Source organism: Limnothrix sp. FACHB-881, assembly GCF_014698135.1.
GTDB lineage: Bacteria > Cyanobacteriota > Cyanobacteriia > CACIAM-69d > CACIAM-69d > CACIAM-69d.
In genome coordinates this window covers 25,063-43,212 of the sequence record NZ_JACJSN010000018.1, presented here as the reverse complement: position 1 = coordinate 43,212, position 18,150 = coordinate 25,063, and the positions used below count along the sequence as shown (strand labels likewise).

General features: G+C 51.2%; 17 protein-coding genes, 1 other RNA gene and 1 pseudogene. 8 read left to right on the top strand and 11 right to left on the bottom strand.

Going from position 1 to position 18,150, the window contains the following annotated elements:
* The first annotated feature begins 382 nt into the window (after nt 1–382).
* On the top strand, nt 383–2,590 hold the full coding sequence (locus H6G52_RS15170) for an ATP-binding protein (RefSeq protein ID WP_190529406.1): 2,208 nt from the start codon (nt 383–385) through the stop codon (nt 2,588–2,590).
* A gap of 95 nt (nt 2,591–2,685) precedes the next feature.
* Here the strand turns inward: H6G52_RS15170 and H6G52_RS15165 are convergent, their stop codons facing one another.
* The 3 genes from H6G52_RS15165 to dnaG all read right to left on the bottom strand — a co-directional run bounded on the left by H6G52_RS15165 (nt 2,686) and on the right by dnaG (nt 7,021).
* Nucleotides 2,686–4,302 (bottom strand): sensor histidine kinase, encoded by a 1,617-nt coding sequence (locus tag H6G52_RS15165; RefSeq protein ID WP_199312456.1) that lies wholly within the window; start codon nt 4,300–4,302, stop codon nt 2,686–2,688.
* A gap of 33 nt (nt 4,303–4,335) precedes the next feature.
* Nucleotides 4,336–4,467 (bottom strand): hypothetical protein, encoded by a 132-nt coding sequence (locus H6G52_RS18835; protein ID WP_255508542.1) that lies wholly within the window; start codon nt 4,465–4,467, stop codon nt 4,336–4,338.
* Nucleotides 4,468–4,909: 442 nt separating this feature from the next.
* The gene (dnaG, locus tag H6G52_RS15160; protein ID WP_370567721.1) at nt 4,910–7,021 is read right to left on the bottom strand and encodes a DNA primase; all 2,112 of its coding nucleotides are present in this window, start codon (nt 7,019–7,021) and stop codon (nt 4,910–4,912) included.
* On the opposite strand from dnaG, the gene H6G52_RS18830 reads away from it, so the two are divergent.
* The gene (locus tag H6G52_RS18830) at nt 7,007–7,141 is read left to right on the top strand and encodes a hypothetical protein (protein ID WP_255508545.1); all 135 of its coding nucleotides are present in this window, start codon (nt 7,007–7,009) and stop codon (nt 7,139–7,141) included. The two genes, dnaG and H6G52_RS18830, sit on opposite strands and share 15 nt — an antisense overlap.
* 44 nt (nt 7,142–7,185) lie before the next feature.
* Here the strand turns inward: H6G52_RS18830 and H6G52_RS19180 are convergent, their stop codons facing one another.
* Nucleotides 7,186–7,344, bottom strand: coding sequence for a UPF0175 family protein (locus tag H6G52_RS19180; protein ID WP_190529462.1), 159 nt, complete (start codon nt 7,342–7,344; stop codon nt 7,186–7,188).
* Between the two features lie 62 nt (nt 7,345–7,406).
* Here H6G52_RS19180 and H6G52_RS15150 point away from each other — a divergent pair, with 62 nt between their 5' ends.
* Nucleotides 7,407–7,631, top strand: coding sequence for a DUF433 domain-containing protein (locus H6G52_RS15150; protein ID WP_190529402.1), 225 nt, complete (start codon nt 7,407–7,409; stop codon nt 7,629–7,631).
* Nucleotides 7,632–7,744: 113 nt separating this feature from the next.
* Here H6G52_RS15150 and H6G52_RS15145 read toward each other — a convergent pair whose 3' ends face one another.
* From H6G52_RS15145 to H6G52_RS15135, 3 genes are all read right to left on the bottom strand, one after another.
* The gene (locus H6G52_RS15145; RefSeq protein WP_190529400.1) at nt 7,745–8,233 is read right to left on the bottom strand and encodes a DUF3368 domain-containing protein; all 489 of its coding nucleotides are present in this window, start codon (nt 8,231–8,233) and stop codon (nt 7,745–7,747) included.
* Complete coding sequence (locus H6G52_RS15140) at nt 8,230–8,481, bottom strand: UPF0175 family protein (RefSeq protein WP_190529399.1); 252 nt, start codon at nt 8,479–8,481, stop codon at nt 8,230–8,232. Before H6G52_RS15140 ends, H6G52_RS15145 begins: the two co-directional genes overlap by 4 nt.
* A 223-nt stretch (nt 8,482–8,704) precedes the next feature.
* Nucleotides 8,705–9,937 (bottom strand): NYN domain-containing protein, encoded by a 1,233-nt coding sequence (locus H6G52_RS15135; protein ID WP_199312454.1) that lies wholly within the window; start codon nt 9,935–9,937, stop codon nt 8,705–8,707.
* Between the two features lie 512 nt (nt 9,938–10,449).
* Between H6G52_RS15135 and H6G52_RS15130 the strand changes: the two genes are divergently transcribed.
* Nucleotides 10,450–11,484, top strand: a complete 1,035-nt coding sequence (locus tag H6G52_RS15130; RefSeq protein ID WP_190355015.1) for an Npun_R2821/Npun_R2822 family protein — start codon at nt 10,450–10,452, stop codon at nt 11,482–11,484.
* A 9-nt stretch (nt 11,485–11,493) separates the two neighbouring features.
* Here the strand turns inward: H6G52_RS15130 and rnc are convergent, their stop codons facing one another.
* On the bottom strand, nt 11,494–12,330 hold the full coding sequence (gene rnc, locus H6G52_RS15125; RefSeq protein ID WP_190355014.1) for a ribonuclease III: 837 nt from the start codon (nt 12,328–12,330) through the stop codon (nt 11,494–11,496).
* Nucleotides 12,331–12,354: 24 nt separating this feature from the next.
* An RNA gene (rnpB, locus tag H6G52_RS15120) (RNase P RNA component class A) lies at nt 12,355–12,879 on the bottom strand.
* 261 nt (nt 12,880–13,140) lie between these two features.
* Here rnpB and H6G52_RS15115 point away from each other — a divergent pair.
* The 4 genes and pseudogenes from H6G52_RS15115 to H6G52_RS15100 form a co-directional block, all read left to right on the top strand.
* Nucleotides 13,141–13,965 (top strand): annotated as a pseudogene (locus H6G52_RS15115) (Npun_R2479 family HD domain-containing metalloprotein); the annotation flags it as partial.
* Nucleotides 13,966–14,335: 370 nt separating this feature from the next.
* Nucleotides 14,336–14,581, top strand: coding sequence for a hypothetical protein (locus H6G52_RS15110; RefSeq protein ID WP_190529397.1), 246 nt, complete (start codon nt 14,336–14,338; stop codon nt 14,579–14,581).
* A gap of 17 nt (nt 14,582–14,598) precedes the next feature.
* Entirely contained in the window at nt 14,599–15,228 is a 630-nt protein-coding gene (ruvA, locus tag H6G52_RS15105) for a Holliday junction branch migration protein RuvA (RefSeq protein WP_099533227.1), read from the top strand.
* A 196-nt stretch (nt 15,229–15,424) separates the two neighbouring features.
* The gene (locus H6G52_RS15100) at nt 15,425–16,852 is read left to right on the top strand and encodes a WGR domain-containing protein (protein WP_190529395.1); all 1,428 of its coding nucleotides are present in this window, start codon (nt 15,425–15,427) and stop codon (nt 16,850–16,852) included.
* A 206-nt stretch (nt 16,853–17,058) separates the two neighbouring features.
* Here H6G52_RS15100 and rpmA read toward each other — a convergent pair whose 3' ends face one another.
* Both rpmA and rplU read right to left on the bottom strand, forming a co-directional pair.
* Entirely contained in the window at nt 17,059–17,331 is a 273-nt protein-coding gene (gene rpmA / locus H6G52_RS15095) for a 50S ribosomal protein L27 (RefSeq protein ID WP_099533229.1), read from the bottom strand.
* A gap of 124 nt (nt 17,332–17,455) precedes the next feature.
* On the bottom strand, nt 17,456–17,794 hold the full coding sequence (gene rplU / locus H6G52_RS15090; RefSeq protein WP_099533282.1) for a 50S ribosomal protein L21: 339 nt from the start codon (nt 17,792–17,794) through the stop codon (nt 17,456–17,458).
* Nucleotides 17,795–18,150: the final 356 nt, after the last annotated feature.

The following is an 18,150-nucleotide window of genomic DNA, read 5'->3' as shown; positions in this document are numbered from 1 at the left end:
GCTTGGGAAGACCCACAATGTATCAATTTTGACTTCCCAGACATCCTCTTAAAATCATGAAGACGCTTTGCAGGATTCACCATAACAAATCACCATGGCAAAGGCCAACCTAGGTTTTGGCTGCCCATAATTTTGACGCTTTGCATATTTTGATACAGCATGGGTTTTTGGTAATCTTGACCTTGCTCCCGTTATTCCTCTCATTTTCTGAGGATTGAGCTAAGATGGGGGGCTAACAAGCAATGAGCTAATAATTATTTAAACTTCATTTTTTGTTAGGATGCTTAAATGGATCAAGCAGCTCAAGTGTTGCTAATTCTCGAAATCAGAAACTTCATCTCCTGCTCATAGTGACCATCTCCCGCTACAGCGAGTACCTTCAATGGATTTGCAAAAAATCAAGGAAATTTTTGAAGCGATCGTTTTGGGCAGCCAATCTTATATGCCCCATGGTCATTGTTATTTGTGGCAAACGCCCTTAGTGGGGCTGCATGTGGTTAGTGATTCACTAATTGCGATCGCCTATTTCTCGATTCCCGCCATGCTGATGTACTTTGCTTATCAGCGTCGGAAATTTTTGCCTATCAGTATTTTTCTGATGTTCGGGGCATTTATTATCCTATGTGGCTTAGGTCATTTGCTGGAAGTTTGGACTCTGTGGTATGGGGCCTATTGGCTAGCGGGAATTGAAAAAGCTTTAACAGCTTTAATTTCTTGTTACACGGCCGTTTCCCTGGTGAATTTATTGCCTCAGTTTTTGTCGTTGCGCAGTCCGGACGAACTGGAGCGAATTAATCAACAATTGCAACAGGAGGTTAGCAGTCGGGAGCTTATTGCCCAAGAATTAGCCCAAATCAATCAGAATTTGGAGGCCCGAATTGCTGATCGCACCGTTGAGTTACAAACCAAAAATACTCAACTGATGCGAGAGATTCAGGAACGCCAATCGATTGAACAGTCTTTGGCGCGGCGGTTGGCCTGTGAACAAATTTTTTCTAAAACCTTGCAGCGTGTTTGGACAACGGCGGATTTTGAACCCCTGTTTCAAACCCTAGTGCAAGATGTTCGAGAATTTTTGCAGGTCGATCGGGTGCTGATTTTTCAGCTCAATGAGGACTTCAGCGGTGCAATTTCGGCGGAATCTGTTTCGGATCCTAGTTTGAGCCTGTTGGGACAATCCTTCACAGATCCTTGTTTTCAAGAAAAACATGCTCCTCTATATCAAGCAGGACGCATTTGCATAATTGAAGACATTGAAACCAGCCCCTTGCAAGAATGTCATCGAGAATTTTTGCGTAGTTTGCGAGTGCGCAGCAACTTAGTGATTCCAGTTTTATGGAAATCAGAATCTAGTGATTTAGATTGGCAGGAAAACCTTGGTGATCAAGCAATTACTCCGGCTCATTTTTATCTTTGGGGATTATTGATTGCCCAATCCTGTCAGAGGGCACGATCTTGGGACAATTTGGAAGTGGAAGCATTGCAACAGTTGAGTTTGCAATTGGGAATTGCCCTGCGTCAAAGTAAGTTGATGAACCGCTTGCAGGAAGAATTGCAAGAAAAACAACAAACTGCTTTGGCCCTACAAGCTTCTGAACAAGAAGCACGACAGCAGGCCGCATCATTAGCCACAACATTAAATCAACTGCAAGCAACCCAAGCTCAGTTGGTGCAGTCCGAAAAGTTGGCTTCTTTGGGCAAAATGGTTGGCGGCATTGCCCATGAAATTAATAATCCCTTGAGCTTTATTTATGGCAACTTAACCCACGCCCAAGAATATAGTCATCAAGTATTTCAAGGACTTGACCTCTATCAACAGCATTATCCTAATCCAGTAGACCCGATCGCCCAGTGGCTCTCGGAAGTGGAATTTGAATTTCTAAAAACTGATTTTCCTAAGCTTCTGACCTCTATGAAAAACGGAGCCGATCGAATTCGTGAAATTGTGTTGTTGTTGCGCAATTTTTCGCGATTGGATGAATCGGAACTCAAATCCGTTGACATTCACGACGGAATTAATAGCACACTCAGCATTTTAACTGAGCGATTTCTAGAGTCCACTTGCGGTCAAGTGATTCAGTCTCATTGCGCCTACGATCGCGATATTCCCACGGTGGAATGCTATCCCGGCTTGCTGAATCAAGCGCTGTTTAATCTGTTTAGCAATGCGCTGGATGCCATTGAGGAACGCTGTCGATTGCAAGAAATGTTTGTGCCCATGGTGAAGGTGGAAACACGCCTGATTTGTCAGCAACATGCCAATGGTTTGACCTTGCAACGGTTTGCGCAAATTCAAATTACTGACAATGGTTCAGGGATTGACCCAGCGTTGGCAGATAAGATTTTTGATCCCTTTTTCACCACCAAGCCGATCGGGCAGGGGACTGGAATGGGCCTGGCGAATGCCTACCAAATCATTGTGAAACGACATCACGGGGAACTTTGGTATCAGGTGAATGAGCAGGGACAAACCCAATTTGTGGTGAAAATCCCGATCGAGCAATATTTTTCCAGTCCTGCTGCTACCGAGCGATCGGTTTCACCGGCCATGACGATCGATTCCTTGAGCAATTTTGCACCCCGGATCTAGGAGTTAATGCTCAAGCACTCAAACCCCAGAATATTTCTAGAAAAATTTTTCTAAAATGATCAAGTGATTGGCAAAAGAGCAGCTAGCTCGAAGTTTTAGGACTCTGATTCACGAGCCGGAAACGATCGATAAATTTCCATAATAAAGGCTGTTCCCTTGCCTGGCTCCGACAAGCAGGACAACATTCCCCCGTGCAAGTTCACAATAATTTGATGGCTAATGGCTAGCCCCATACCAATTCCTTTACCCACTGATTTTGTGGTGTAAAACGGGTCGAAAGCTTGGCGGCGTAATTCGTCACTCATCCCCAAGCCATTGTCTGAAATCGCAATTCGCACGCGGTCTGGCTCAACGGTTTCAGTGCGCACGGTGATGGTTGGCAGGGTATCCGGTGGGTAGCTGTCGCCCACACCCTGATCCAACGCTTCGATCGCGTTTAAAAGCACTTGCATAAAGCATTGGTTTAACTGCCCGATCGCACAATCAACCAAGGGCAAATTCCCATAATCGCGCACCACTTGAATGGATGGACGTTTGCCATTTCCGGCTAAGTGAACCCCCATCAGACTAATAGTCGCGTCAAGGTTTTCATGCAAATCAGTAAACTTAATCGTTGACTCATCCAAGCGCGAAAACATGCGCAAGAGATTCACGACAGTTTTAATGCGATTAGCTCCCACGAACATAGAGCTAAAAAGGGGCGAAAAATCTTCAGTAATATATTCCAAATCCAACTCCGCAAGGACTGTGGTAATATCCTCGTGGGGATTGGGATAATGTTTTTTATAGAGGCTCACTAAGTTTAATAGTTCCTCTAGATAGGTTTGGCAGTGATGAAGATTGCCGTGAATAAAGTTAATGGGATTATTAATTTCATGGGCTACGCCCGCCACTAAACGCCCTAAGGCTGACATTTTTTCTGCATGAACTAAGGTGATTTGCGCCTTTTGTAAATTCTCAAGGGCTTGGGCTAGTTTTTTGCTTTTTTCGGTGGCGACTTGGGCAATTTCCTGGCGACGCTTCACCTCCGCTTCCAGTTGAAGTGCTTTTCGCCGCAGCTCCAATTGGGCAATGACCTGACGACCCAGCGCGTCTAGGGCTTCCATTTGCTGGGTTGTTAGCTGTCGGGGCGTTTTGTCAATCACGCACAATGTCCCGATCGCATGGCCATTGGTCGTAACCAAAGGTGTACCGGCATAGAATCGAATTTTTGGCTCGTTCAGTACTAGGGGATTATTGGCAAAACGTCCATCCTCCAGGGCATCTTCCACAATCAAAACTTCATCGGGCTGGCAAATCGCATGGGCACAAAAAGCCTGGCTGCGTGGAGTTTGTGTGGCATCAATTCCATGACGAGACTTAAACCATTGCCGCTCGCCATCCAGCAAGCTAATGAGCGAAATGGGAGTGCCGCAAATTTGGGCTGCAATCTTGGTCAAATCATCGTATTGACGCTCGGGAACCGTGTCCAAAATTTGATAGTCGAGCAGGTCTTGTAATCGTTCCTCTTCATCAGTGGGAAGGGGAAACAGCCCATGACCATCATGGGCTACGTCACTGGCTGGCAAATCCATGTCCAACTCCGGGGGTGGAACGCGATCGGGATTGAGATTGTGATCAGCGTGATCAGATGAATTCAGCTTCAAAGTTGGTTGCTTAGGAGTGGTGTGAATCAGGTCAGGATAGCTGGCAAAGGCGGAGTTTTCTGACAAAGGAGAACCCAACAGAGCGGTCGATCGCGCGGCCTAGGTTTCTGGAGCCATGGAGGTTGAATCATAGCCCAAAACTGCCTTAGCCTGGGCGATCACGCCCGATTGACGATTAAAGAGCAAGCGGCGCTGAAGCCACTGAAACCAAGCCTTGAAGATGCGCATCATTGGGCGTTTGATTGGCCTGCTGATTGGCCTGCTAGGTTCACTGACCTACTGACTGTCGATCGCGGAGGTGTCTTCCCAGGTTACTCTAACGTCGCAAGATGGTAAAACTCGGGAAGAGATGATGTACTGACATCACAATTTAGCAGAGCCAGGAACACAACTTAACCCCCTGAAATGTTTCCTGAATTCATTGAATATTCAATCAATGTTCATGCCAGAGGGGCTGGTTTCAGGAAACCCAATCGGTCAGGATCTTTAAGCAGCAGCTTGCGAAGATTACCAAAGCGCCAATCGTTATAGGGTCAAGGGTCTGAACTCCCTTGTTTTTATGCACTTGTCTTTGTTGATCGCTTGGGCTAGCAGTGCATTGGTTTTGGCGATTCAGACATTTTTTTAGGATATAGCTTTCACTCGGGATTTTCTAAAATTGCTTGATTTCCACTCAAAACAATTGATTAAGTGGCGAAATTGACCCATCACTAGGATTTTGCGCCAAATCTTCAAAGGTGGTGAATCGTTCCTGTTGCAGTTGTTGTAAGTAGCGGCGTTCTTGATAGTAAAGATCGTGGAAGGTTTGTTGCTGTTCGTAGGCACGATTGAGGTTTTCTTCAAGGCGTTCCAGGTCGATCGGGTCGGGAGCCAGTGCCAAATTGCCGGCCACGCCGCCACCGCCGCCGCCACCGCCGCCACTCCGCAGACTAATCACCTTATCGTTTCCGGAGCCGATCGGGGGTTCACCGGCAAAGACCCGCCGCAACGCTTCGGCAGCCACTTCCGCTTGCAGGTAATGGGAGAGCCAAGCATCCAGCAGGTGGCGGCAACGCTTGGCGCATTGCAGGCTTTCGAGGGTGGCGATCGCGGCGCGGATGGTCAGGCCGGGGCGATCAAGATCCAACAGGGTACGTTCATCTAAGCTCAAAAGCCGATCGACCATGGCCAAATCCTCATGGGAAAGGTCTGGATTCGATCGCAACTCGATCGCCAATTCAGTCGCCTCCTGACCCCATTGATCCTGGAGCTGCAAAATCTGCCGCCACAAAAAACGATGGTGTGACAGGCCAAACTCCAACTCCCGCTCCTCCAAAATGGCCAAGATTTGCTGGCGACGATCGGGGCGGTGCAAATAAATCCGCAAGAGCTGTCCCTCCGCCGACTCCCGCAGGCTGCTATCACCCAATCGTTGCCACTTGGCCGATCGCCCGTGCCAGCGCTGGCCCTGCACCTGCGATCGCAAGTCCTGCTCCAATTGCAGCGTGAAGTAGCTGTCCTTTTGGCCCAGCAGGTCGGCACAGCGGCGGATGTAGTGGCTGCGGGTGGCGGGATTGGGCAGTTGGCTCAGGAGCTTCACCGCATCGCCCACGGCCGCCTGGAACTGGTCGGCTAAGCGCAAATCCCGGGAACCGATCGCCCGATCGAGCTGCCAATCCAGCCAGAGGGGCGCATCGGCAATCAGGGTGCGGTAATGATCCGGGCTGTAGGTTTTCAGGAACTCATCGGCATCCTTGCCCCCCGGCAAATTCAACACCCGCAGTTGAATTTCGCCCCGGTAAGCCAGCCCTTCCACCTCCCCGATCGCCCGCTCCGTGGCTTTTTGGCCCGCCGAGTCCGCATCGAAGTTCAGGATAATTTGCTTCGATTCCGTGAACCGCGTCAGCAGCTTCACCTGGGCCAAGCTCAGGGCCGTGCCCAAAGCTGCCACAGCGTTTTCAATGCCCGCCGCATGGAGCGCAATCACATCGAAATAGCCTTCCACGACAATCGCCGCGTCGGTTTTGGCGATCGCCGTTTTCGCCTGATCCAGCCCAAAAAGCGTCTTGCCTTTGTCAAATAGCTCCGTTTCCGGCGAGTTCAGATACTTTGGCTCATCGCCGTTCAGCGTCCGCCCCCCAAAGCCGATCGTCCGGCCCTGGGGATCGCGAATGGGCACCATCAGCCGATCGCGGAATCGATCGTAATAGCCGCCGCCCGCCTTCCGGGGCACAATCAACCCCGCCTTTTCCACCAGCGAAACGGCATAGCGTTTTTGATCGACCAAGTACCGATAGAGGGCATCCCAGCCGGCCGGCGAATAGCCCAAATTAAACGCCTGAATCGTGTCCTGGCGCAGTTGCCGTTCTTCCAGCAAGTAATCCATGGCCCGCGCCCCCACAGGTTGGGTCAGGGCATGGGCATAGAATCCGGCCGCCACGGCCAGCACTTCATAGAGCTGCTCGCGCTCGGTGATTTGCCGCTGAATTTCCTGGCGTTGTTCCGGTTCCAGGGTTTGCACGGGCACTTGGTAGCGCCGCGCCAAATCCAACACCACGTCACCAAACGATCGCTTGTCCAGCTCCATCAAAAACTTGATGGCGTTGCCCCCAGCCCCACAGGAGAAGCAGTAATAGAACCCTTTGGTGGCGCTGACGGTGAAGCTGGGGGATTTGTCGTCGTGGAAGGGACAGAGGCCTTTGAAGTCTTTGCCGTTTTTTTTCAGCACGACCCGTTCCGAGACCACATCTACGATGTCGGCTCGTTGTTTGACGGTTTCTACGGTGTCGGGATGAAGACGCACGATCGGGCGGGGCAAGTCGAACGGCTATTGTCCTATTATCGCGACCCGATCGGGGGATTGAGCGGCCAAGGGCGATCGCGAAAGCTGAATTTTTGTGGATCTCACTCATGGCAGGTCGAATAGACCAAGGGCGAGATTTTGAAAAACAACAGGATCACGGGCAAAAATTATCGCCAGCCCCGATCGCGCAGATGTTGAACATCTTGCTCAAGGTCTTCTACGTTGTAATGAACGCAAATGCCGCGATTTGCCAGCAGCTTTTGAGAATGGATGATTTTCGTTTGTAATAGGGCGATCGCAGCGGCGTAAATTTTTCTACTATATATAGATTATATATAGATATTGTATAGACAGATATTGCTCATACACTATCTATTCCGTGAACTCAATGAATAATTTACTGTCTCGCATTACCCAAACCCCTGGTCAATGTGGTGGCCGTCCTTGCATCCGAGGCATGAGAATTCGGGTGAGCGATATCTTAGAAATGTTGGCGGAAAATGTTAATCTCTCTGAGATTTTAGAAGATTTTCCAGATTTAGAAATGGCTGACATTCAAGCTTGCCTATTGTTTGCGGCACGGCGTACTGATTTTTCTCGGCTGACTGCATGAAGATCTGGGTTGATGCTTAATTGCCCCTAACATCTGAATTTTTTTGGATCTCACCCATGCCTACTGGAGCCAATGATCGGCATTAGCGGGTGCGATCAAATAAGGGTTCAATTCTAGGGTTCTTGAGAAAGAGCCAAAACCCGTTGATAGAGTTGGGGGCTGACGCGAAAGCCTGCTTGGTTGATCAAAGCATCCATAACAGGCTGAACTCGGGTGATGAGTTTTTTCTGTTTGGCTACGAGCAAGATACCCAAAATACCAATGATAGATAGGCCGAGCCGAACAGCTTCTTGTCGTCCCAATCGTTCATCAATGAGCAAATCATCGGCTTTAATCTCAAGTGCTAAAGCAATAGCATTAGCTTCTCCTGCATCTAGTCCTCGTTCTTGCTGTAACTGGTTGGCGAGTTGAGCATCGGTGAGGGATTGAGTTTGAATCCAGTTCGATTGAAGAGTGGCTGAGATTTTGGGGTCGCTGGCAACTGCTAATTCACTGGCAACAACATCAGGAATAATCACCGTTTGGTAAATGGATTCTAGCAACCAAAGATGATCAATAAGGGCAAGATTGCAAAGGGCCGAAGTATCACTGACAACAATCATAGCCAGCCCCGATCGCGCAGATGTTGAACATCTTGCTCAAGGTCTTCTACGTCGTAATGAACGCAAATGCCGCGATTTGCCAGCAGCTTTTGAAAGCTCATGATTTCTATTCCGGCAATTTTGCTGGCGCGACCGAGGGAAATTCGCTCTTGTTGAAACAGAGCAATGGCAATTTCTCGAAGCCAGTCGCTCTGGTTAAAGGTTTCTGCCTGACTAAGGCTATCAGGTAGATTCAGGGTAATTTGCATCGAATTTTCCTCACGGATCATCTGCAGTCTGATTTACCTTTGTATACTAGCCTAAGCCGTCTTTAGTCTGTAGAGTAAGTATTGTTTACCTACACCTAATAGTCAATCACCAAAGCAATTTGATCGCATTGTGGCAAGCCGAGATCATTGTCTTGAGCATGGATACTACTTGTCTAGATAGTGGTAATTATTGCCAACCTTACTTGCTTTATTACAAAGTATTTTAATAGCTCTGGGCATTATCAATCAGAGTCTTAAGTTGTTCCTTGCTGTATGAGGTGTTTAAAAGTGGAATTAGACGATCAGGATCAAAGTATACATTGTGGGATTTGCATACATGAACGAGGCGATTAACCATTACAGCGTCTACTTTCTCTGACATTACTTGCTCAGATTCGGGTAAAACAGCAATTAGTATAGGCTCATCGTCTTGTTGCTGTAGTTGTTTCTGGCACACAAAACCCGCCTTATAAAGGATGTAGGTAACTGCTCGTAACTCTCCACGAGTCCTATTATGACCAAGCAACTCAATTAAATATTCAAACTCTTCACTCCTTGTAAAACCATCTGGAAAGCGTATTTTTAGCTGATTTAAAGAGTTCCACAAGAAAGATGGCTCACACGGTCTCCAACCACTTTTACGTAGGAAACGTCTATAAAGGTCGGTTGAAGGCTCTGCTAGAGTAGATTCTTTGCTATTATGATCAGACGGGTTTTCGCTTTGCTCTTTTCCTGCTTCTACTGCTTTTGCATACCAAACTTGTTTGACTTGATCTTGATACACTGTAACTATTTCAGGCGTACTCTGGAGGAATTTCATAAATCCAGAAAATCCTAGATTTTGCTCATCGAATGCTGAATCAAGTTCAAGCATTTCATTCTTTAATGCTGAGAGGCTAACACCATCTGGAAATTTATCAAGGACACGCTCTAGCAAGTCTAGTGCATCCTCACGTAGTTGGGTGGTTTTTAAGAAATTGGATGAACTGTCGAGTGTAGATTCTTCATCAATATAAATAAATCGATTACAAGACTTTTTGACAGCTTCACTGAGAGCCGATCTTGGTCCAACACCTACTACAGATTTACCTAATTCTCTTAAGCGTCTAAATAGAGGTGAAAAATCAGAATCTCCCGTAGCAAGAACAACCCACTCTAAATCAGGGACACGGGCTAAATACTCCATGACATCAACGACAATTTGGATGTCAGCAGAGTTTTTACCTTTCACTGGATGATAAACATGGACAAATTCAAATCCGAGCAAATTTAGCTCTGGCTGGCGTACACTGACTGATTGAATACTAAAATCTCCGTAAGCTCGACGCACTACAACACGTCCTAACTCGTTGGCGCGCTCCAGAAGTGTTTCTCCTCCGTCTGCTTTCAACCAGCCTGATAAGTTCTCAACATCCAAGAAAATGGCAACTTTATCTGCTATTGCTTTATCCGTCATTGGTTGTTCTGTCAGAGTACTAGTAATCTAATTGCATAACATCAACAAACATACTAGTCGTGCTCACAGGAATTCTCTAAGATTTTCGCTGGTTACAGCCTAGATGTTGATCACCGTCTCCAAAGATAGATTAAGGAAATAGAACCATGCCTTAAACAAAATCTTCTTATCTAAGATCAATTTGAATGGAACTCAACAAGGACTGGACTAAGCGCCAGCGATCGCTAATCGGCAACTGTAACGCCTGATTTTGCAATTCTAGTAGGGTCATCACCGCCCTCTCAATGACTCTCTATCAATTGTAATCAATTCTAGAGTGCTGCTGCCCTTGGTCTCAGGCGATCGACCAATCATCATCTCACATCCCCTTGTGGGGCCACAGCCCCCGAATGGCCAGCGCGGTGATCCCAGGGGCGATCGGTTAAACCTGAATAAGTCGCGATCGGGTGGCTTCCACAGAGTAGCGATCCCAAACGCGATCGAATTCACAAAGACCCGGGGGGGGAATTTTTATGGATGGTCTCTACACATTAGCCAACGATGTGGTTCTGGATCAGCTCATTGCCTTTTTGAACAGCGTTGAAGCCAACGGCGGCCGCTTGGCCGATGGCAGTCCTTATCCGGTGCTGGTTTGTCCCTATGACCATCGGATCGATCGCCTGAAAACCGTCTTGGCCGACTGGCCCCATGTGCAAATTTTGGAAGATTGGGACTTAATTGCCCGCTGGGATCAATTTTCCAAATCCGTCATTGAAGCCACCCCCCTGGCCTTGCAGCTTTATGAACAAGAACCGAATCTTTATGGGCGCACCATGGGCGGGCGACGGCGGTTGGCGGCCTTCGATGGCCCGTTCGATCGATTCATTTATCTGGACGCGGATACCTTAGTGCTCCAGCCCCTCGCGCCCTTGTTTGCGGCCTTGGAAACCGCCGATTGGGTCACCTACGATTTTCAGTACAAAGACCCCGCCCATGTGTATCGGGTGGCGAGTCCTCTGTTGCAATCGCTGTTTTCCCCGGAGCAAATGCAGCAATCGCTGTTTTGTTCGGGGCTGTATGCCACCAAGCGAGGCGTGCTGACCCTCGATCGCTGCGATGAATTGTTGAAACAGCTTCAGGCCGGCGAGTCAGATGTGCTCTATCCCCGATCGGCTGATCAGGCACTGTTGAACTATTTGGTGATGCGATCGAACCTCAAGGTTCATAACTGTGCGCACCATTGGCCCAAAGAACAGGTCACGGGCAATAGCGTCACTTCAAAACATTTTGTGGAGCGATCGGGGCAAGTGTTCGATCGCGATCGCCCCCTGCTTTATTTGCACTATATCGGTCTATCGTCGTCCCTATTTTCCAGGGTTTGCGCGGGCGAAAACATCACCTTTCCCTATCGCGACACCTTCTTGCACTACCGCTACCTCAAGCATCCGCAGCAGCGCCCCCGCTTGGTCGGTCGCCCCCGGGCCCATAATGCGCCTCCGAGTTTGTGGGAGCGGGCCCAGCGGAAATTCAAGCAGAAATTTAAACAATGGATGCGCAAGTCAGCCTAATGTTCGCGATCATTCGCGATCGCCGGGTGCATCACCAGGTGAATTGCTTGATTGATCGCCCGGTAAAGGGCCTGGCAAATTGCTGGGTAAATCACCGGGCAAATCACTGGGCAAATCATCCCGATCGCACAGCCATAAAAAGGCTTCTTGGGCCGCGGCTTGTTCCGCCAACTTGCGCGATCGACCGCGGCCTTGGCCCAAACAACGGCCATGGAACCAAACCTGGGCCTCAAAGCGCTGCACATCCCCATGGACGGCGCTCAGTTCCCGCACTCGATATTCCGGCAAGGATTTGTAGCGCCCTTGAGTCCATTCCTGAAGGGCTGCTTTGTAGTTTTGGCGGGCCGGGTCGTTGCGCACCTGGTGGGCGATCGCTCGAAAATGGTCATCGAGCCAAGGCCGCACCAAATCCAGCGATCGCACCGAAAGATATAAGGCTCCGATGGTTGCTTCCAGGGCATCGGCCAAGCGCGATTGCCGCCCTTCCAAATCCCGGGCCGCGCTGCCACCCATGATCAGGTAGCGCTCCAGATTATAGGTGTCGGCAATTCGCGCCAACATCCGATCGCTCACCAAAATGGCCCGCGCCGCCGCCATTTCGCCCACGGGCCAATCGGGATAGGTTTCCCACAGCAATTCGGCCGCCGCCGTCCGCACGATCGCATCCCCCACGAATTCCAACTGTTCGTAGTTGGTTTGGGAATCCGCCGTGGGGTGAGTCAGGGCCCGATCGAGCAACACCCAATCGACAGTTGCACCCTCATCCAACCCCATGCGCAATAACAGGGCTTCGAGATCCCGTTGTCGGCGGGGATAGCTTAATACGGTTGATGCCAACGAACCCATGAACGCTTCTGGACAACAAATTAAAAGGAGAGGCAGGACGTAAGCCGGGTTCTGTCCTCAATTGGCCTCGGAGCACAGCAAGCCGCACGCCAAGGGCCAATCAATGGGCGGTTATCTATCTGGGACGATCGTTACCGATCGCCTCAAGCGGTTCTCAAAGCGGGACAGGAAAAAGACCAACCCTTGCCCCTCACCTTGCTTCCGGCCGGGGTTTACCGAGCCAGCACCTCTCGATGCTGCTGGTGCGCTCTTACCGCACCTTTGCACCCTTACCGAGCCAGAGCCGTTAACAATTCAGTCACCGAAAACAATCTTCTGCCGCAGCAAAGTGGGACAGTTTGGGTGGGGAATTTTTAAGCGGCTCGGTGGCTCGGCGGTATTTTTCTGTGGCACTATCCTCACGATCGCTCGCACTGGGCGTTACCCAGCAAGCCTGGTCTTTCGGAAGCCCGGACTTTCCTCAGATGACGACCGATCGCCCCTTGAACCGGCCACAGCCAGCCCAAGCGAGCACAGGCTCATCATCCGCAACCGCCTCGCCTACACTCTCCGTCCATCCAGTTTATCGCTTGGTTGCAAAACTGACTCGTGACCCTGACTCGCGGCCCCGGATGAATGCCCGTCCCCCATGGATCTCGCACCCCCCAGGGCGATCGCCGTTGCCCCCAAACCGGTTCCCAAAGCCTTAGGCTAGGGCCGCGCTGATGGGCAAACCGTTACTCAACAACGGCAAGCCACTCTCAGACTCAGTTACAATCGACTCGGATTCCAACGGATGCGCTGCGATCGCCTCCCGCGACCCCCTCGCCTATGTTGTTTAACGCCACGGAAATTCTGATTGATGCATTTGTCGATCGCCTCAAAGAGGGCTATCGGCGTACCTACGGCGGCTGGAAACCGGAGTACGAAGACATCATTGGCTGGGCCGGCAACATGGCCCTCGAAAATATTGCCAACAGTGACGCGCTTTACCACGACGTGGAACACACCATCCTAGTCACCCTGGTGGGCCAGGAAGTGATCCGGGGCAAACATATTCGCGAAGGGGGCGTGTCGCCAGAAGATTGGCTGCATTTCATCATCTCCCTGCTCTGTCACGACATTGGCTATGTCAAAGGGGTTTGTCGCCTAGACAATGGCCGCTACTACGCCACCGGCCGCGGAGATGAGTTGGTGAAGCTGCGGCCGGGGGCTTCCGATGCCAGCCTCACGCCCTACCATGTCGATCGCGCCAAAATGTTTATAAAGGAACGCTTTGGGGGTCACAAATTAATTGACTCCGAGGCGATCGAGCGCAACATTGAACTCACCCGCTTTCCGGTTCCCAAGGAAGAAGATCACCAAGATACCTTGAACTATCCGGGCATGGTGCGGGCTTCAGATTTAATTGGTCAATTGTCCGATCCGCGCTATCTAAATAAAATCAGCGCACTTTATTACGAATTTGAAGAAACTGGCACCAATCAATATTTAGGCTATGCCCACCCGGGTGATCTGCGCAAAAACTATCCCAAGTTCTATTGGAATGGTGTTTTTCCCTATGTGAAAGATGCATTGGAATATTTGCGCCTGACTCAGCAGGGCAAGCAAGTGATTGCGAATCTTTATTCCAATGTGTTTGTGGTGGAGCATGAACCGGAAGATTCCGTGGTTCCGCCCGATTCCGGCGATCGCAAAGAGGATCCAAGCAGTCAGCGCAGTGGCGATCGAATCCCTGACCGTAATGATGATTTAAATCAGAATTTAGATCATGCCCTGAATGGCGATCTCACCGAGCTGAAACGAGAAGAACGCACTGAAGAAGCCCTAGAGGCGTTGAATAGTGCTGCAAAAATTCCGGTGATTCAAACCTAAGCTTAAGCCTGCCTAAGCTCAAGCCTGAAACCATCCGGGAGTTCTGGCCCCAATGGGTGGCGAAACTCCCTCGAACCCGCTAGGACGATTAGGGTAGGATGGCCCCAATCGATCGCCCTAGCAATAGCCCTAACAGAGGAGGTGAATTGCAATGTTTGTCGGTACGCGCATATTCATGGGTGTGGTGTCCTATCTAATCGTGTTGCAGTTGTTGTCACCGGCTTTGCAGGAATGCCCAGATGGCTCCTGCCTGTGGCGGCCGCTGCTGTGGGCTTCTGAATGCTGGCGGCCCAACAATTGCTATGCGCCCTGCGATGCCTATGAATACCGGAGCTGCGGCCCCACGACGGTGACGGAGCGGCCCCAACCGGTGCGGCCGGTGATGGTGGGTAAATAGGCGCGAATGAGGCGCGAATGATTGGATCGTTACGTGGTCAGGTTTTGGCCCTTCAGGTGCAGGGCAATCGGGCGATCGGGCTGTTGGATGTGGCTCAGGTGGGCTATGAAGTGCAACTGTTGCCCCGATCGACCATGGAATGGATGATTGGCGAAACGGTACAGGTTTTCACCCATTTGCAACTGCGAGACGATCGATGGTTGCTGTTCGGGTTTGCCACGGTGGCGGAGCGGGATCTGTTTCGTCAACTGATTGCCGTGAATGGTGTGGGGCCGCAGTTAGCGATCGCCCTGCTCGATCGCCTGGAATTACCGGTGCTAATCCAAGCGATCGTCAGCGGCAACGCCAACCTGCTGGCAAAAACCCCCGGCATTGGCCCCAAAACCGCCGGCCGAATTGCCCTAGAACTAAAGACCAAGTTGGCGGAATGGCGCGATCAGTCGGGGCTGTCCACCACGCCCGCGGCCGGGCCGGTGGGGCTGGTGCGGGAAGATGTGGAAATGACCCTTTTGGCTTTGGGCTACAGCGATCGGGAAGTGACCCAAGCCCTGGAGGCCGTGGGCCAGCAAACCGCCCTCAGCAAGGAAGGCGATCCGGAGCGGTGGATTCGCGAGGCGATCGCCTGGCTGAGTCAATCGGCCCTTTGAGGTATTTGAGGCGATCGGGTAGCGCGATCGGGTGGCGCGATCGGGTAGCGCGATCGGGTAGCGCGATCGGGGAATTCAGTCATCCTGCCGTCCAAATTGCCCCCCATTGGCAATCAGTTGATCAACCCATCCACAGAAGCTAGGTTGGAGCAAGTCTCCCCGATCGGGCAGATTTCAACTCTCCCTCAGCCACCCCATGAGCCATTCCGTCACCTACCTGGAGCTGTCAGAAGCCGACGGCGGATCCCACAAGTTCTATGAAGTCACGGTGCAAGACACCACCGTCAACATCCGCTACGGCCGAATCGGGGATTCTGGACGGCTGCAAACCCAGGACTATCCCACCCCCGAAAAAGCCCAGGCCGCTGCCCAAAAAAAGATTCAAGAAAAACTGCGCAAGGGCTATGAACCCGCCGTGCAAGGGGGCCGGCCCAAGCGTTCCGTCACGCGCCGCCAGGTCACCAGCAGCCGTTCCACCGCCCGATCGGCCCCCGTGCTGTGGCAATTCAACTCCGGAGCCGCCGCCTTTGGCATTTTCATCGGCCCCACCGCCTGTTGGGTAGGCAATCAATCGGGCCAAGTGTTTGCCCTTGACCTGGAAGGCCAAGTTCTCAATCAATTTCAGCTACCCGACGGCGTGAAATGTTTGGTAGCCGATGATTTATGGTTCTATGCCGGTTGCGATGACGGCAATGTCTATGACTTGTCGGGAAAACTGCCGCGACTGGCCTATGAAATTGAAGAAAACATCGACATTTATTGGCTCGATATCTATGACGGATGGCTAGGCGTTTCCGATCAAAATGGTCAGGTGGCGCTGTTTCACCCGGAAGATGAAGAGCGCAATTGGACTAGGCTTTCCACGGGCCAAGCCGGTTGGATGGTGCGTTGTGATGACCAAGGAATCTACCACGGCCACAGCAATGGCATCACCTGCTATGACTTTTTGGAAGGGCGCGTGCAATGGCAACAACCCACCAAAGGCTCTGTGCTATTTGGTTGGCAAGGGCGCTCCACGGTTTATGCAGGCACGAGCAGTAAATTGGTTTATGAATTCAGCAAACAGGGTGAATTATTAACCCAATGCCAGTGCGATTCAGCGGTTTATTCTTGCGCGGCTGATGCGGAGGGGCAATATATTTTTGCGGGGGATAATTGCTCGTCAATTTATTGTTTCGATCGCACCGGAACGCGGCTTTGGAAGTTAGCGAGCGGCTGCGGATCGGCCCTGTCTATGCAGTGGCACGATCGCCGGTTGTATTTGGTGACGACCAATGGCTATTTGGCTTGCTTGGATGTGAGTCCCGAGGCGATCGAGGCGGCCCAGCAGGGGCAAATTCCCGCACCGGCTGAAATTCTTGCACCCCAAGGGGAAGGCACGGCGGTTTCGGATGTGGTGGAACGGGTCAGCAGTCCCGGCGAAGGCATCGTGGTGCAATGTGTGCGCGATCGGGACAAGTTGCGAGTGCGAGTTCTGTCCCCTGGTTACCATGCCGATTGGAATGTGCAGTTTCCCCGCAATGTGCGCGAAGAGGGCGCTAAGTATGTGGTGAGCGAGTTGCGGGAATCGGCCCGGGGACAGTTTTATCGCGTTTGCGGGGAAATTAAGCGGCTGGTGGACTAGGAGCCGTGGCCTCATGCCCCAAGTTCCCGCTCGATTGCTGCAAATGGGAGCCGCAATCGATCCAGCCATGACTTAAGGGGCGATCGAGCCTTAGATCCAGAGTTCAAAAAATTCGCCCAATGATGGCTGAATGTTCTGATCTTGGATCGCTCGATCGCCCCTCAAAGGTCAATCTAATGAGCGATGCTGAGAGACGGAAAAAGTCCCTAGGCTTCGACAGCAGCAGCAGCGGGATAAACGCTGACCTTTTTGCCGCTCTTGCCGCGACGCTCGAAGGTCACCACACCATCCACTAAGGCGAACAGGGTGTCATCGTTGCCGCGACCCACATTGTTGCCGGGGTGGAACTGAGTGCCCCGTTGACGCACCAGGATGTTTCCAGCGCGGACGATTTGACCGCCGTAGCGCTTCACACCCAAGCGCTTGGAATTAGAGTCGCGACCGTTACGAGTACTACCTGTCCCTTTTTTATGAGCCATGACGAGCTACCTCTAAAAACTTCGGTTGAATTTCGCTACTGTGGGGGCTGCCACTCGATCGCGCCTTGGCCCATGCAACCACCAGCGGGCTGATGGAGATGAACCAAGGCAATTTCCAATCGATTTATTCCGCCGCAACGGTCTTGCCACCGTAGGTGATCGACTCAATCACCAAACGGGTCAATTCTTGGCGATGACCTTGCTTTTTGCGGGTTTTCTTTTTGGGGCGCATCTTATAAACAATAATCTTCCGGCCGCGGAAGTGGCGCAGCACTTTGGCGGTGACGGTGGCCCCTTCGAGGGTGGGTGCGCCGATGTCGATCGTTTCGCCGTCGCGAACCAACAGAACGCGATCGAGCGTAACGGTTTCGTCTACTTCTGCGAACACGCGGTTCACGTCATAGAAACGACCCGGTTCGACACAAAGTTGTGTGCCGCTGGTTTCAACAATTGCGTAGGCCATGGAAGTTCCGAAAATGAGGGTTGCCGTACGGGTAGCTGGCGCGGAGGCTGGCTTTTGCTCGACCCGATCCGAGCAAGATTGCAACGCGACGCGATCGCAGCCGTTTCAAACAAGTGGGGCGATCGGGGGTCGCTAGGTCGTCGTTGGCTGACTAAGCGCCGATTTACCATCATCCCCAAGGCTTGGTGTTCTGTCAACTGCCATTGAATCTGATAGCCATCCTGATTCTGGTCGTTTGGTGATGGCCATTTTGGGCGATCAGCCAATCTCAATCACCCAATCCAATCACCCAATCCAATTACTCAACTCGTGACCCAACTCATGAGACCTAGTTCATGATCTGACTAATTCATGAT

Coding starts and splice junctions, on each gene's coding strand:
- H6G52_RS15170 (WP_190529406.1), top strand. CDS start 383: ATGGATTTGCAAAAAATCAAGGAAATTTTTGAAGCGATCGTTTTGGGC.
- H6G52_RS18835 (WP_255508542.1), bottom strand. CDS start 4,467: ATGATGCGCATCTTCAAGGCTTGGTTTCAGTGGCTTCAGCGCCGCTTG.
- H6G52_RS18830 (WP_255508545.1), top strand. CDS start 7,007: ATGAAGACGCACGATCGGGCGGGGCAAGTCGAACGGCTATTGTCCTAT.
- H6G52_RS15150 (WP_190529402.1), top strand. CDS start 7,407: ATGAATAATTTACTGTCTCGCATTACCCAAACCCCTGGTCAATGTGGT.
- H6G52_RS15145 (WP_190529400.1), bottom strand. CDS start 8,233: ATGATTGTTGTCAGTGATACTTCGGCCCTTTGCAATCTTGCCCTTATT.
- H6G52_RS15140 (WP_190529399.1), bottom strand. CDS start 8,481: ATGCAAATTACCCTGAATCTACCTGATAGCCTTAGTCAGGCAGAAACC.
- H6G52_RS15135 (WP_199312454.1), bottom strand. CDS start 9,937: ATGACGGATAAAGCAATAGCAGATAAAGTTGCCATTTTCTTGGATGTT.
- H6G52_RS15130 (WP_190355015.1), top strand. CDS start 10,450: ATGGATGGTCTCTACACATTAGCCAACGATGTGGTTCTGGATCAGCTC.
- rnc (WP_190355014.1), bottom strand. CDS start 12,330: ATGGGTTCGTTGGCATCAACCGTATTAAGCTATCCCCGCCGACAACGG.
- H6G52_RS15110 (WP_190529397.1), top strand. CDS start 14,336: ATGTTTGTCGGTACGCGCATATTCATGGGTGTGGTGTCCTATCTAATC.
- ruvA (WP_099533227.1), top strand. CDS start 14,599: ATGATTGGATCGTTACGTGGTCAGGTTTTGGCCCTTCAGGTGCAGGGC.
- H6G52_RS15100 (WP_190529395.1), top strand. CDS start 15,425: ATGAGCCATTCCGTCACCTACCTGGAGCTGTCAGAAGCCGACGGCGGA.
- rpmA (WP_099533229.1), bottom strand. CDS start 17,331: ATGGCTCATAAAAAAGGGACAGGTAGTACTCGTAACGGTCGCGACTCT.
- rplU (WP_099533282.1), bottom strand. CDS start 17,794: ATGGCCTACGCAATTGTTGAAACCAGCGGCACACAACTTTGTGTCGAA.